Below are 17,277 nucleotides of genomic sequence, written 5' to 3' on the forward strand. Positions count from 1 at the left end.
GTTATAAGCTGAATTTTTATTTATCAATCGACAAGAAAATACTCACTAATTAGTGAGTATTTTTGGTTTTAATTTAATTAGCGAATTTTAAATCAGAATTTGTTAATTAACGCAGAATAAAGCGAATCAAGTGCTGAACTTTTTTGAAGTTCTCCATTAGCAGGACTATAATCTACTGATGGTGCACGTCTTTGAGTTGCTGTGGTTGGATTGTTAAGACTTGTTCGATGGATGATATTTTGTCCACCAGTGAGAGGAAATATTGGTGAACCACCTAAAGCTGTGTTATTTGAAGCAGATGTTGGTAATCAATTGTTAGCTGAATATCTTTTATAAAAAATATTATAGTACAATGAAAAAATTTCGTACGCTCTAGACAATTCTCCTGGTTCTGGGGTGTATAATGGTATATTTGAATTAGTACCAAAACGAGTTGATAACCCATCTAAAAATGTTTTATCATCTTGTCTGAGTTCATTTTTAACTTTATAAACATCAATATTATTTTTGAAATTGTATTTATTAATTGGATATAAAGTATTTTCTAATCACGAGTTATAAATATACACTTTTCTTAAAACTGGGTCATAATCAATGTTAAATTCATATAAATTGACATTAAAACCGGTTGGAAAGACTGTTGTATTTCATCAATCGTTTGATCTGTTATAAATATTTTGTCCACCATTAGCAGTTTTATTCAATTTGCTATCATAAGTTCCTGGTCTCCCAGTACCACTATTTTTCCCATTAGTTGGAATTCCAGTAATTCGACCACCTTGAATTTGCATAAATACAAACCCTTTTTCACTATCTTCTGGAATAATTAATAAACGTTCATCTCGTTTTGATGTAGCTAAGGAAAGAGCAAATGTAATTGGAATTGTGCTTTGATTATCAATATCAAATCCATATTTAGTAGTGGTATCACGATTGCTATTGTCTATATAAGCACTTAATCTTGCATTGCGACCACTTGCAATGTAATTTAAATTCACATGTTCTGGATCGTTAAGAGTTTTGAGGCTAGTTAAATAACTATTTTTAGGGGTAATTATACCGGTATTACTTGGAATATCTGAGTTAGTATTATCAAGGCCAAAAATAGCAGCTTTCATTTTGTTGTAAACTTTTTTAATTACTTGTTCTTTAACACTTGCTGCATTACTTGCATTTGAACTAGCAACTTGTGCAATGTTTCAACCAGCTTCATCAACATCAATTACTTCGTATTTAGCTGCTAGTCCAACTTGTGAGTTATTATTAATAAAAATACTTGAAGTTCCGCTAGCAATTGAAATAGTATCAAGTGTCTTAAAGGTTAAGACAACTTCTTTCTCCATTTGCAATTGACCAATATCGGTAATATCAGATTCGTATGAATAAACCACTTTAGCCCGAAGTGATTGACGATCTACTTCAGCATCATGTGGAGCAACAAGGTCAAATCAACCATTAGGACTATATTTTTTAATATACACTTTAAATTTTATTGGTGAATAAATTGATTTTAAATCACTTGCATTGGTAATATCTTTCTTGGTAAAAGCAAATTGATCAAACATTGCTAAGAAAGTATCATTATTCCCAATTTCGATTAATTCTGTATTTTGGTTATTTTGCGAAGCAACAATACTATTAAAATTATTAACAAATTTACTTCGTGTATATTGAGCATTAGAAGTAATAACTTTATATTTTTTATCAAATGTAGCAGCTAAACCAGCTTCAATTGGTGGAAGTGGATTAGCGATTTGTGGATTAGCATCTAGTTGCGAAAGTAACAGATTTTTATGTGCGCTTTCTTTGATTCAGTCTTTATATTGTGTGAGCGATTGTAATAAAGCGGATAAATTTGTATCAGCATTACTATCTTTATTTAGAGTTGAAAAATCAAAATTAGCACTAGTATTAACATCATTTAATTTAGCAGTAATAGTAGCTTTAAATGTGTTGAATTGGTTTTTGATTTCATTAGTATATGTTGAAGAATCTGAATAGCGAATTGTTTCAAAAATATCAGCAAAAACAGCTTGTAAAGGATTTTTGCTTAATGCTTGATTAACTGCATTTTTTACATTACTTTCTAATTCAAGGAAACTTTGATTCAATTTATCAAGCGAAGCTGCAAATGCAGATAAAGAACCTGAATCACTTTTGGTTTTAATTGTTGGATAAATTTGGTTGAGCGTTTCAAACTGATTGATAAAAGCATCATATTCATTTTCAATACTTTCAATTTGATTGTATTTAAATAAATTTACACTTTGACCAGTGACCATATTTTGTTTAAGCATGTCTATTTTGGTTTTTAATTTGACATAAAATCCTGGTTTATCGCTTGTAGAATTATTTGTTGGTTGTGGATTGAATTTTTGCTCAAATTCTTGTTTAATCACATTAACAAAATTATTAATAACACTTGCATGATTTCCGTTAATAATTCCCACTAAAGAATTAATTTTGCTCGAATAATTTTCAGCACTATTAAAATCGGCATTTAAAGCGTTATCAATTTGGGTTTTCAGTTGCAAAATTGGTGCGTATTTAACAGTATCAACTTGAGCTCCATTACGAACTTGAGTTTTTGAAGCCTCAAAATCGTTATAGTATTGTAAAACATCGTTTTGAATATTTTCAACCACATTAATTGCTTTATTATATAAATCAAAAATTTGGAGATTAGCAACTGCTTTTGCATTAGCTAAATAAACATTAACTTGCGAATACGATAAATTACCCTTATTGGTATTTGCACTATTAAGCTCATTAATTCCTTTTTGTTCAAATCCGTCAACATAAGTGATATTAGCACTTGAACCTTGAGTAGTAAAATTACTTTTAACCGAATCAAAGAAATTTTTAATTTCATTATTAGCATCTAATTGTTGTTGAATTTGCTCTTTTTTCGCATCAATTAATTGTTCGATATTACTTTTAATGGTATTTGTTAAATTAACTTTAAACTCTTCATTGTTATCATTTGCACTTAAAGTATTCACCACTCCAGTTTGACCATTAATTAAGGTGTTAATTTGAGTAAATTTACTTTGAACATTATTACTATCTAAGTTTGCATCTTGTAGTGCAAGGTAACTGAGTGCATCATTATATGTTTTTTGTAGCTCAATTGCATTATCAAGAGCATATTTAATCAAACTATTCTTAGCACTTGCTGGTTCACTGGCTTGAACTTGAGTTACTTTTCTAAAGTATTTGGTAAATAATTGTTCAGGTGTGATGACATTATTATTATATTCAGATACAAAATTATCTAATTTAGCTTTAATCACATTCTTTTCAGGAGTGGTTAAACTCATTTCAGCATTATATTGATTAAAGACTTGCTCATAAGTTGATAATAATGTTAGTCTAAAATGTTGTTGCTCAACTTGTTGGGTGATTTGTTCAATGGCTTGAGCACCGGTTTGATTCATTAAATCAGTATTATTATAATAACTCATAGCCTTAGTGATTAATTGAGCAGTTTGATTTTTAGCACTAGTAATTAAGGGAAGTGAGCTTATGATAGTGTTATTAAAATTGTTTAATTGATACACTTTTTCAGCTAAAGTTTTTAATGCATCAAATTTAGCACTAATAATTTGTACTTTGGTTCTCACAACATTTAATTGACCACTTTCGTCAGGCGAAACGCTTAAGGAAGTAGCATTATTATTATCTTGTTCTAAAGTGTTTAATAAAGCTAGTAAACTATTCTTTAAATCATTATGCACAATTGGAGTAAAGTCTTTAGCTTTTAATGAATTGATTTGACTATTAGTGGTAGTTCGATAGTTATTACGGGTTTGAATATGAGCTTTTTTGGTTCCAATTTCTGTGATGATTTTTTCACTTAAAGCATTGTATGCTTGCTCATTTAATGCACTTGATGAGCTTAAATCAAATAAATCATGCACTGAATAAGTGTTCCCGTTTTCTTTCCCTAAGGATGAATTAGGATTAGCACTTGCACTTGGAATACTATCTCAAACTAAAGCTAAAACATCTTGAAAATCTAAATTAACAGTTGAGGTATTAGTTTGAGCTAAACTGCTTGCATAAACTAAAGTTTCATGATCAATATCAATAATGTTTTTGAACGAATTAGCTTTTTCTTTGAGAGCATTGATTTTATCAACACCTTGTTGATTGTAATCATCATTTTTAGCAGCTGTTTCAAACGAATTAATATAATCATTTAATTCATTCAGTTTATCAAAACCAACACGACCGTTTAGACTTTGTAAATTAAAATCAGCTTGATTAATAATATTTCTAATTTCTTGTAATTTGCTTGCTAAAGCATCTGAAGCGATTAATTTTTCTCGAGTAAAGTCAATTTTATTGCTTAAATCTGTGTAAAAAGCTACATTATTAGTTTGACCAGGGTCAATAGTTTCTCTGAAATAATTTGCTTTAGCTTGAGTGAGTAATTCATTTAATTTTTGAGAATACGAACTAATTAAGTTTGAATTATTATTAGTTACATTACCAAGTGCATCCATAGTTTTGGCCACATTTTTAGCAAGAGTAGCAATCGCATTAATTTCACTTCTTGTTCGATTAACTTGGTTTAAAAGATTAACTAATATATCTTTAGAAACTGCTGTGCTAGCTGAATTTTTAATATTATCTTTTCAAGTGTTTAAACGAGTAGTTAATTCTGAATCATAATTAGCTCCTAGAGCATTAGTTAAACTTTTAACAATACCTAAAGCTCCTAAGGAAGGATTATCATTTTCAATCTGGAAGATAATATTTTCTCTAAGTTCTTGAATTTCAGCTTCTTTAATATAAACTGCATTTAACTGTTCATATTTTGTATTGATTTCATCAAAATTATCTGAAGCAATTGGTAATGTATTTTCAAGACTTTGTTTTAATTGCTCAATTGATAGGGTTGTAGCATTAGTTTGAGATTGATTTTTATTAACATAATCAGCAATTCGTTTTTCTAAATTAAATAAATCTGAATAACGATCAATTTTCTTATTAATGTCTTTAACTTGTTCAAGAGTTAGATCGTCTAAGTTAAGATTATTTTTTACACTACTATCAAAGTTAGTTCAACCACTTTTAACTTTAGCGTGTGAATTACTAGTACCAAAATTTTGTGCATTTGCACTAGCTTGAATATCTTTAAGTTTATTTAAAGCACTATCCTTTAAAAAACCAATTTCAAGTTTGGTTGCATAATTTTGAATGTCTTGGGTATCAACATTGACTTTTTGCGCTGGAGTTTTATCATGCTCGTAAGCTTGTTTAACTTTTTGATAATAAACATCAAATGAGTATGAATTATTATTTGTGATAAGTGCACTTATATCATTATCTAGTGAATCTTGTTTTGCATCAGTTGTACTAATTGCTTGATTAAATGCGTTTAAAAGGTCGCGTTTTTTATTCTTGTACACATCAATTTGAGTTTGTAAGCGAGCTTTTCGTTCTTGAATTTGCTCAATACTCAAATCATTATTAAAAATAGTTGCATTGGTTTGTTGGAAGATTAAATTAATTTCACTACGCAAACCTTGATAAATTTTTCAGTCTTTATTTTCATCTAAAACTGCTTTTAATTGTTCATAAACGTCTAAAAATTCTTTTTTAGCAACAATTACTTGCTGTGCTTTAGATAAAAGGTTAGTTTTTGCAAGAATCTGTTCATCAGTGTCTCCAACTGATAAATCATTGGTAGTTAAGATACTTGAAATATAATCTGCTAAAGGTACAGTTGTTCCTGCGTTATATAGATTATATGAATCGAGTAATTGTGATGAAACGTGAGCTAAATTTTCTAATAGCTCCATTTTATGTGCTGCTTGGGTAGCTTTGGTAATGTCAATTTGAGATTTTTGGATGTTAGCATAATTGTTGACACTTCTTAATGATGCAAGATATAAATCATTAGCTCCACCTTTAGTACTTTTAGCACTAGCTTGAATGGATTGATTAATCAGTTCAATTTTATCTTGCTCATAAGCAAGTAAAATTTCATTTCCACGATTAAATAATTGACTTTTTTCTTGCTCAAAAGCTTGAACATTAGGAGTGTTGCTTGGATTATTTAATTGACTAATCAATAAATCAATATTAACAATTTCTTCATTTCCCTTATCGATAAAATTACGGGTTTTAGTGTCTGTATACTGAGCAGAAGTTTTGTCTCCAATAATATCAAGTAAACGCTTTTTATTAGCTTCTGCTTCGTATAAATGTGGAGTTAAATCAATTAATAAATTTGCTTTAGCAATTGAACTATTGCTTTTTTGTTGATTTGAAGCATCTTGTGAAGCTTGGACTAAATCGTTATATTGTTTTAATAAAGCACTAGCTCCTGGAGAACTAAAATCGTTTTGATAGGCTTGATCAATGGTGTTTCTTAATTGATTAATTTTTTGTTCTAACAAAATTTTAGTATCAGCTTGATTTAAATCTTTAAGTGCTTGAGCAAGTTTTTTATGTGCTTGTTGGATTTGATCAAAGGTTGCATCAGGATTACCGAATAAATTATCAACTTGATTACGTGCTTGTTCAAGCTCACTGATAAAAGGAGCTAGCGCAAGTGAATTAGGTCCAGTACTTTTATCTTGAATGGCTTGCTCAGCTTGCTTATCTAAATTAGATAATTGTCTAAAATCATTTCCTGTATCAGTTAAATTTCTTAATTTTTGCGAAACAACTTCAACATCTTGTGCTATTTTTGGATTTCCACTTCCAGCATTAATTTGCTCACGTAATGAATCTAATTGAGCTTTATATTGATTGTATAAATTAATCCGTTTTTGTTCTTTAGGAGTAGGAAGATATGTTTCATCATTATTTGAAAAAACTATTTTTAAATAATTATCAGTAAAAGTTGAAAAATTTTCAGCTTGAGTTTGTTTATTAGCATTAATTAAGTTTTGAAGCTTAACGTTATAAAGTTTGATCTGTTCAATCAATCGAGCTGAAGGGGTTGGATCAAAATCTTGAACCATTGGTTGTGTTTCTTGGTTTAATTTTTGAGCTTCATCCACAACTTTAGCATTAATTGGATCATTTAAATTGCTAATTGTTTGAATTTGTTGGTTCATTAATCCAATTAATTGCTTTAAGTTGCTTTTAAGAATATTTCTTAAAGCTTCATTAAGTTGATTTTTAACTAATGTTAAATAGGTTGAATTAACATCATTAGAATAAGTTTTAATCACTTGATTATTTAGTTCATTTAATTGACCAGCAATATCTGAACTGGTAAATGCAAATTCTTTTACTTGGACAATTTGGGTTTGAATTAATTTTAATTCATTATTTAAATAAGTTAGAGTTTCAAGCTCTTTATCGCTTGGATTGTAAAAAGCAAATAATTCACGAGCCAGTTGTTGAGCTGGTAAATGCTTATCGACAATGGTATCAATTTGAGAATTTAACAATGTTGCTCTTTTTTGGATGATAATGTTGTTATTAAGAGCTAAATTAATTCTCTTTTTAAGATCAGTGATTAAATGGTTTGAGAATTTAAGAGCATAAAATTGACTAAATAAGTTTGCTTTAGCAAAAATAAGCTCTTTTTTGTCATTAATAAGTAACACCTGATTAATTTGCTGATTAACCATGTCTTTGTTAAAACGCAAAATCGGATCAAATTCATTTACATAACGACTTAAATCTTTTACAACTTGTTTAATTTCATCAATATTTCTTTGTGTATCTGAAATTTGTTGGTAAAAAGTCACTACACTATTATGAATTTGATTAATATCAGCTTTATTTAGTGCAACATTCAAGTTAATTTTAGTTGCGTCAAGGAACTTTTGAACATTATCTTTTTCGCTTTGTGAATAAGCTGCATTATTCACATAAGGTTGGATTAATTTTAAATATTCATTAATTTCATTAATCTCAATTTGTGAACTAGATAAAACATCGTTTAATTTAGTGACTTCATTATTAGTATCTTGAGAAGCAATTTGAATTTCATTTAACCTCACATCAGCAGAAACAATTCGTGAAAAAAGTGGAGTTAATGAATTGAAAACATCTGTTTTAAGACCCTGGAACGGAAGAACATCCAATTGAGAAGCTGTTTGTTCTAATAAATCAATAAAAGGACTTAAAATATTGTTTTGTGATGCAACTAATTTAGAAATTCCTTGAGCTAGAGCAGTTAAATAAGCACGTTTTTGCTCATTGTTTGCTTTAAATAAATCGTCAAAAAACTTAAGTTTTTGATCTGATTTAAGTTGAGTAAGTTGATCCTTGAGATCTAATTCACGAATCCGAGCCTCTTGATTAGTTAAAATTTTTTGTCAAAAAATTAAAGTTTGATTTTGATCCATTGAAATTTTATCAAGATTATCAATATAAAACTGAAACGCAAATTCTTGTGCTTTGTCCAGTGATACTAATTTATCTTTAAGTTTTTTATTTTTATTATTTCAATCATCCTTAGCTTGTTTATAGGTATTAATTACTTTTTCTTTATCGCTTGAGTTGATTTGGAAATATGGAGAATAAAGTTTAAATAAGTTTTCGCCTTCTAAAAAGTTTCCATACACTGTTAAAGTATTAACTTGCTCTTTTGAGTGAATTAGTGATAAAGTTACCCCGGCACCAATCGCAAGACCTGCAACTATTGTTGGAATTAAAATTACAGTTTTAGTTTTTTTATTCTTAAATTTGAGCATAATTCCTCCTTATTTAGTGTAATTTGAAACGAACGTCAAATCTTCCGTTAGTTCCAATTGCTTGATAAAAGTCTGTATATCCAACTCCACCTTTACCTGAATTAGTTGTATCTTTTTCAACATATGAATCGGTATTTCACAAGCTTGAAGACCTTAAATCATCAAATGTAAATCCAACAAGGTCTCTAATTTTAATTTTACGCATTACATAATCGTAAAATTGTGGGTCTTGTTCAGTTGGAGCTCCAGAAGCTTTACCTGCTGCTTTTCTTTTAAAGAAGAAAACATATCTTAATACATCGGCTTGTCCTAAAGAAATATTTTGAGTATTTTGTGAAATGTTTTTATCAAAGCGATTTAGTATTTGTCATGAAACAACCATTAATGCAGCTTCACCATTAGCATTCCGAACTGGAACGCCAATGATAATTGGTAAAAACAAGAGATTTTTACCAGCATCTTTTGCAGCGTCATATTGATATTGATAATTATCTTTTCAGTGAATACTATTGTTTTGAGTAGAAGACACAATTCCTTCTCAATAGTTAGGTTCATTTTGTAATTGAATTCCACCATCTGATGCAAAGTTAGGATTTAGAGTTTTTCAGAAAATAGTAGTTCCTGATTGAGTATACCCTTTGTAAGCAGTTGATAATTTTAATTTAACTCTAAAGTTAGGTGATGAATTGGTAAAGTTAGATGTTGTTGCATCAATAGCATCATTAACTCCTTCGGTAAAGTAATCAACATTTTGATCAAGGGCTTGTTGAGTTGAATATTTACTAAAAGCATCTAAGAATTTTGTTGGAGCTTGAACATTGTTTCATCCTGCTTGTTCAGCTGTAAATAGAGGTTGGATTAAATGGTTTGTATCTTGAATATTATCTTTATTAATTTGGAAAATATCCAGGGTTTTAAAATTAATTCCAACATTTTCAAACTTAATTCCAAAATCACTGACAGCACCAAATGCACTATTAGTTTCAGTTAATGAATTTGGCTTATGAAATCTAAAGTACAAATTCACAAATCCACGTTTAATTGAAGGATCTGAAGTTAAACGTGATTTAAGGTACTGAGCATTTGCATCAGTTGCTGATTTATAAACATACACTTCAACATTTGTTGTATTAAAGAATGAATTAGCTCCTTTAAGAATATTGAAAGTGTCAAATAAATTCCCGATTAACCCTGCTCCTTGAGCAGTGATTTGATCATTGATTTTTTTAGCTTTATAATTGGTTCCATCAATACTAATGCTTTGTTCAGTAATGTTTGTATTATTTAGCACGTTATTAAAAGTTTCTAATGAAGTACTATCTTTTGGAACAATATTTTCATAATTTAATTTTCCATTTTCACTTTGAACTAAATAATCAAAAAATAAATTAGTATTATCAGGATTTGACATTCATTTGAACAATTGAAGAGCAGTACTAAATCCATTGGTAATTGCACTATAAATATCAAAATCGCTAGCACTAGCTTGTTGTAAGTTAGTAACTTGGTGCTCACTTTGAATTGATAAACTTGAAATTTTGTTATATTCATTTTTTAATTCAGTAAATTTATCCGCATTGGGAGCTAAATTTGGTACAAGTTGAGTTTGTGAAGCGATAAATTTTAACAAATTTTCAATGTTTGCTCGTCCATCAAACCCGGTTATTCCTTCGATAAATTTATTCAGTAATTTTTGAAGCGCATTCGGATCGCTATTATTTGTTCCAAAAATTAATTGCTCTAATTTTTGTTTAGCTGATGCTAACGTTAATACAGTACTTTTATATTTATTGAAATAATCATTTCGCTGAGTTTGAATATTTGCTGGAGTAGCACTAGCAAATGAAATGTTAGATTCATCATTTTCATTTCGAATATCTTGATTTATTGTGTTTGATAATGAACCAATTTCATTGGTATATTGATTAATTCGAGTTTCTAAATTATTATCTTGTAAATGAGTTTGCTTTAAAGTATAACGAACATTTTGGTTATTTTGATTATCGGTGAGCTCATCCTTAATTCTTAAATTATTGCTAATTGATAGTAAAATTGAAGGAATTGATTTAATTGAAATTAAATTTTGATAATAATCAAAGAATTCACTCGCTACTCTTGAAAGGGTTTCTAAAACACTATTATCAGTAAAGGTTTTTAATCAAGTATCAGTATCATTTTGGTTTAAATGAGAAACATATTGTTGAGCATTAGTATGTAAAGTGTCACTAGCTTGTGGATGAATTGCATTATTAAATTGGTCTAGTTCAGCTTGGGTAATTCCAGTGACTTTTAGAATAAAACTTTTATCAGTACCTTGAATAGATGGAGCGTTTAAAAAAGTATAGAATTGTTGAAATTTTTCTTTGTAAGAATTATAACGATGTGCTTCTCATTCAAAAATTAAGCGTCTTTGGTTTTGATATTTGTCAATTGCATTTGTTAAGGTAGTGTTAAAATTAAACAATTTATCTGCACTTGAAATATCAATATTTTTAATTGAATCTAAAGCAACTTGCTCATAATCTTGTAATTTTGGAGTTGCATTTGGATTAGTATAGTGACTATTAAGGTATTTATTTAATTCTGTGTTTTTGTTAAAGATTTCTTTTGCCTTAGCAGTTTCGGCACGTAAAATTAAATCCAATGCTCCACTGTTTGAATTATACAACTCAGAAGATAAACGTAATTTAGCATCTTCATTATGAACATTATTGTTTAGTGCATTAGTAGCTTGAGTAATTTTATTTTGTAATGCTGTATATAAATCTTTGATATTTTGTGGTTCATAATTAGGATTGTTAGCAATTTGAGAGTTATATTTGTCTAAATATTGTTGAGCTTTGTAAATATTAGCTTGGAGAATTTTTGAATTAATCAAAGCAATATTAAATGAATTATTTGAAGAACCGGTGATATATTTTTCTAATAAACGATCATAATTATCTTGAGTTTCTAAAGATGGATTGTTATTTAATTCGGTAAAAATTTGTTCAATAATAGCTCTTAAAGGAGCTTTAGCTTCATTAGTTAAATATTCAGCAGGACCAGGATTGGTATTTAAATCATTTAATTGAGCAAGTTTTTGCGAAGCTTGTAAAGCTAATGTTAACCGTTGAGTGTATGTATCTAGTAAGAAAATGTTTTGATCTAAATTTGCATTATTTTGCTCAGTGTAATAATAATTTTCACCTTGAGTAATTTGATCAGTTAATTTAGCTATTGATGCTTGCACGTTTTTTTCTGATTTAATATTAGCATTTTGATTAGTAGTAATATTGTTTTTCAGATCTTGAGCGGTTTGAATTAGTTGAGCAATTTGTTTGTATTTATCAAAGAAAACATTGCTTTCAAGCACGCTTAATATAGCACTATCAATTTGAGCATTGGTAGTGGCATTTGCAATTGCTTGTGCTTGAGTGTGGAAAAACTCATCAGCTTTAGCTTTTAAGTTTGTATATTGTGGTTCAATGTTATTACTAGTGACCATTTGCTCCACTTGTTTAGTTTTAATTCCTTTTTGAGCATCAACATTAGCTTGTTTATAGATTAAATCTAAAGCATTATGACGAGCTAAATATAAATCATGAGCTTGTTTAAATGAATTAGTTAAAGTAGGAATTAAAATCGTTTCAATTTGACTAGCTTCTTGATTTGTGTTTGGAATACTTGCTAAAATAGTATCAGCAAGTTTTTTAGCATCACTATCAAATCCATAATCAAAGTGAGTATTTGGTTTGTAATCAAAATTCTTATAATCAGTATTAGTTAACACTTGGTTTTGGATTTGTAATTCATCTTTTTGTAACATGATTAACTTATCCAGTGAATTAAGTGTATTTTCAACGTTGAAAAGTTTACTTTGAGTTACTGGAGTAGTGTTAAGCATAGTGGTTAAATGGTCGTAATATGCTTGCATTTTGGTTAAACCATCTTGAGCACTTCCTTGAGCACCAGTTCCTGTTGCATATTGCAATTTCATTTGAATGCTATTTTTTTTGGTTTGAACCAAATTATAGACTTGATCAAATTTATTAAAAAGCTTGATTTGTTCGTCAAGTTGTCTTTCTTTAGAGACTAAATCAATTGGCAATACACTTAAATAATCATTAACGTAAGCATTATATGTATTAGTAATCTCGGTGATAATTGATTGTTTTCCAGTTTGGTTACTTGGAATGTTTTTATTTCCATTGACCAAATCTTGTGCTTGTTTGGTTTTGATTGCTAATTGTTTTAGACTTTCTTGTTTAAACTGAATTGCACTAAGTTCATTATCAATATTGACCAATTGATTTTTCATAGTAACAGCACTTGTTGCAGTTACTAATGCATTTAATTTGGTATCAATTTGTGTTTTAAGATTTGAATCAATATTAGTTTGTTTATTGAGTTCTCCATCTATACTATTTTTATAATTATTAATTTTGGTCTTTTGTGATGCTTTGGCATCATCAAGCGATACAGTATCAAAATATAAATCACGAAGCTCGTTTTTTAGTGCTAAAATGCTATCTGGAGTTTTAGCATAAAAGAATGCATCATTTGCATTTGCATATGTACTAGTTTGATTTAGTTTAGCAAATAATGTATTATCAGGATTTTGGGCAGTTAAAACTTGAATATTCTTTTTAGTATTATCTTGTTTTGATGTATTGTTAAAATAATCAAAAATATCTCTTAATTGGTCAATTAATGAATTTAGAGCTGATACTTTTGCATAATCATGTTTAATTTTAATTAAATCAGAAAGATTGTTATATCCATTAATTGTGTTAGTTAATGCATTTTTTCAACTAGTGATAATATTTTTTCAATTATTACTGTAATTGTTCTGAATTTGTGCATCATAGTTATTAAACGAACTAAATTTAGTATCTAATTCTTGTGCGGTTTTAATAAATGAATCTTTAGTATATGCTAGTGGTAATAAATCTAATCGGTCTAATAATTGTTGGGTTAAAGTACTCTTTTTACCATTATTATCAGTAGCATCTTTCAAAGTATCAAATTGAGTAAAAACAGCATCAGTATGAGTTGTGTTAGTTACTCCTTCTGCAGCTTTACGTTGGTCATATTCGGTTTTTAAACGGTCTTTTAATGCTAATGCATTATCTCACGCTTGATTAATTGAAGCTTTAATACTTTGTTCACGATTAGTAGTAAAATCAATGTCATCACGTAAAGTTGATAAATTAGATATTGAAGCATAAAATTGAGCAATTTTGGTTTTATAATCAGCTACTTTAGCATTAAATTCACTAATTGCATGATCAAAAATAGCTCGATTACGCTCAGCACTTGTGTAAACATTTTCCAAAGTTTTAATATTATTTTCAGCTTGTAAACGAGTGTTGCTTTTTCCAAGTTCATCAGTTAAAATTCGGGTTTTAAAATCAATCACTGATACTGAATCACCAAAATGAATCAAACTATCATTAGGTTCATTTAATGTTCCACCATTAGGTTTATTGATAATTGAATCTGATAAAGCTTTATAAGTAATTGGATTGGTATTTTGGGTAATGGTTTTTAATTTATCTGCACTATTTTTGAGAGCTTGAGCTAATTTGAGATATTTTTTAATCTCATTTGTTAAATTATCAACTTGAGCTTGGGTTTTATTAGAATCACTAATTAAATCTCTGGTTTTAGCATCAATAGTGTCAATTGAAGCATTGATTTGACTATAAGGTGCTTGATTCTTGAAATTTTGGTCATTAATTTTATTATCAATAATTTCTTGATTTGTTTTTTGTAGCAAAGCAACTGAAATAGCTAATGCTAAATCTTGTTGCTGAGTTTGTAAATCATGAGCATATTGATCAATTTGAGTTTTATCAAAAGTTGGTTTAAATAAAGTTTCAATATACTTATCAATTTTAGCGTTTAATTCTTGAGCTTTAGTAAACTGATTATTTGGTTTAAAGGTTGCATAATTTTCATTTTGAGTGTCATTAATTAATGCTTTAAGACCATTATTTTTAACTTCAAGTTCTTTAGCTGATAAAACTACATCCATTAATTGGGTAATTTTTTGATTAGTTTGATCACGTTTTTCGCTGGTGATGTTTGGATCTGAAAGTTCTGATTGGTATGAAGATAAAAGATCAAGAATTTTTGCTTGCATTGGTGTTGGAGCACCGTTTAATGAATATGGAGCAAAAATGTCATTAATTTGCTGAAAATTATCCTTTAAAGCTTGGCCGCTTTGATATTGAGCTTGTTTATCTTTGTATTCTGCAATAGCATCATTCATTTGATTAAGCAATTCATCAACATTAGTTGCACTAGAAGCTTGATTTAAAGCGTCAAGAATGTTTTGTTTGACTTGAGTGATTTTTAAAGCTTGAGCTTGTAAATAAGCTTGTTCAGCTTTTTTATTATCTGAAGATTTTAATGTCGCTTCTCCTTGAGCAACTGCTTGTTCAAGATTTTTAAAAGTTGAAGCATTTTTTGCAATATTGTCAAGTTGGTTTTGAATTTGATTAAATCTACGTTCTTTCTCGCTTTGGTCTAGATTTGGATTTGAAGCTGTAATTTCAGCTTGTTTTTTAAGCTCTTGGGCTTGAGCTAAAAGTTGTTTTCCAAAAGCAGAATTTAATTGTCCATTAGTATTATCAAAAACACCAAAAAGAGCATCTTTGGTAGTGTCATATTTGGATAAAACATTTTGCAATCCGTCACTAATATTTGCTTGTTCAACTTCTTGACGGTATTGTGCAATTAATGTTTGCAATTCTTCACGAGTAGCTGTAGAAGTGTCTGGAATTAAAAAAATTGCTTTAGAATTTAAAAAACTTAATTTATCTTTGATTTCTTGCGAAATGAGATTATTATCTTCTAAAAACGATATTGATAATTTGTATCAACTTTTTAATTCTTCCCGATTAATTTCTCTGAGTATATTACTTTGAATTCTTAGTGTATCATTTAACTCTTTAACTGAAGCACTAGAATTAAGTAATGATACTAATTTCAAGGACATTCTAGCAAGGACATTCTTATCAACATTTCTTCCATTATTTTGTGTATATAAAATTTGATCATTTAATTTTTTGAGCGAATTTTTAAACACTGAACTCAACAGAACATTGTCATAAATATTATTGTAAAGTTGATTTAATTCTTGCGAATATTGGTCAACATTATCAAAGTTTGATTCAATAATTTGATTTAATTGTTTTTCAAGGCTTTGAGCATTAGTTCGAGAAATGCTTTTATCATTTACATACTCATTAATTTTATTTTTAATAGTATTTACTAAATCTGAAATATTTTTCACGCTAGTTTTTAAATTGCTTGCTTGGGCAATACTATTTAAAATGTCACTTTGACTTTCTTGAGGATTGTGTTTAATATTTTCAATTTGTTTATTAATTAATGATTGAATATTAGCTTCAAAAGCTTGTGATTTTAAATCACTTAATTCTTGAGATAAGGTTTGTAATAATTGCTTTGTATCAGGTGTTTCTAAAATTAAGGTATTTAATTGATTGCTAACTAAATTATTTAAAAATTCAATTTCTTTTGCTTTAGATATAGCCAAAGTTGGTGAATCATTATCAGCAATTCTTTTATAATTTTCAATTCGTTCCAAAAAAACGTTTTTAAGCGAATTATCAATGTTTAAGTTTTTAACTTCATTCCGAACACGAGTAATATTTTTTAGAAAAATGTTAAAATTTTGAATTTCTTGCTTTTTACCTTCTCTTAATTTAGTGATCATTTGATCATAGATTTTTTCGTATTCTCCAATCGAATCTTTAGAATATTCAGGTTGATTGAGCATATCTAAAATCTGATCAATAGTTGATAAGAGAGCACTTTTTTCTTGTGCACTAAATAAAGATGATTTATCTCTAATTAATTGTTCATGATTGGTTCAAATTTTAGTTTCTAAAGCAAAAGAAAACTTGTTTTGTTGTTCGATTAGGTTATCAACAACTTGATAAAAATTGTTTAATGCTACATTTTTATCGCCTGATGAAAGAGCACTGATAACTTTGTCCTTAGCTTGTTTTACAATATTTTGAAAATCAACATCTTTGACTAAAGAATAATATTCATTAATTAAATTAATTGTTTGTTCTTGGTCTTGAACAACGCTTAATTGAGCTTTAAGGGTTAATTGCTTGAGTTTGTTTCTTTGATCAAGCATTAAAGCAATACTTGAATTTTCGTTTTCTAAAAGTTGTTTAGCATAATCAAGCTCTGAAGAAAGTTCTTTAATTTGTTGATTGGTTTGATTATGTTGTAACTGTGTTTCTAGGATATTTGAAGTTTTGTTCACTTGTTGCTCTAATTGTGCAAAAAAGTATGTTTGTTTACGTTGAACTTCAAAAGAATCGTGTAGAGAAAACAAAGTTCCAACAGATATTATCGATGCAATTCCACTAACACTGCTAGCTACAGCTAGTGTGGTTATTGCTTTTTTTGAATTTCTCATAAAATAAACCTCATAATTGTTTGTATCAATTGACTTTTGTATTTTGATATTATCAAATTTTGATTAGTAATCAATTTTACACTAAAAAAGACTATACTAAATTAAAAATGAATAATTGTCATGAATAATTAATTACGTAAATTTGATATTTACTAATATTAA

The 17,277-nt window shown here is 28.5% G+C and carries 2 protein-coding genes; both read right to left on the reverse strand.

Going from position 1 to position 17,277, the window contains the following annotated elements:
* Nucleotides 1-77: 77 nt before the first annotated feature.
* Nucleotides 78-8,669 (reverse strand): rhoptry family protein, encoded by an 8,592-nt coding sequence (locus AC1RP9_RS02530; protein ID WP_481821863.1) that lies wholly within the window; start codon nucleotides 8,667-8,669, stop codon nucleotides 78-80.
* A gap of 13 nt (nucleotides 8,670-8,682) precedes the next feature.
* Complete coding sequence (locus AC1RP9_RS02535; protein ID WP_481821865.1) at nucleotides 8,683-17,115, reverse strand: rhoptry family protein; 8,433 nt, start codon at nucleotides 17,113-17,115, stop codon at nucleotides 8,683-8,685.
* Between the last annotated feature and the right edge of the window lie 162 nt (nucleotides 17,116-17,277).

This window comes from Mycoplasma sp. 3686h (assembly GCF_056781225.1).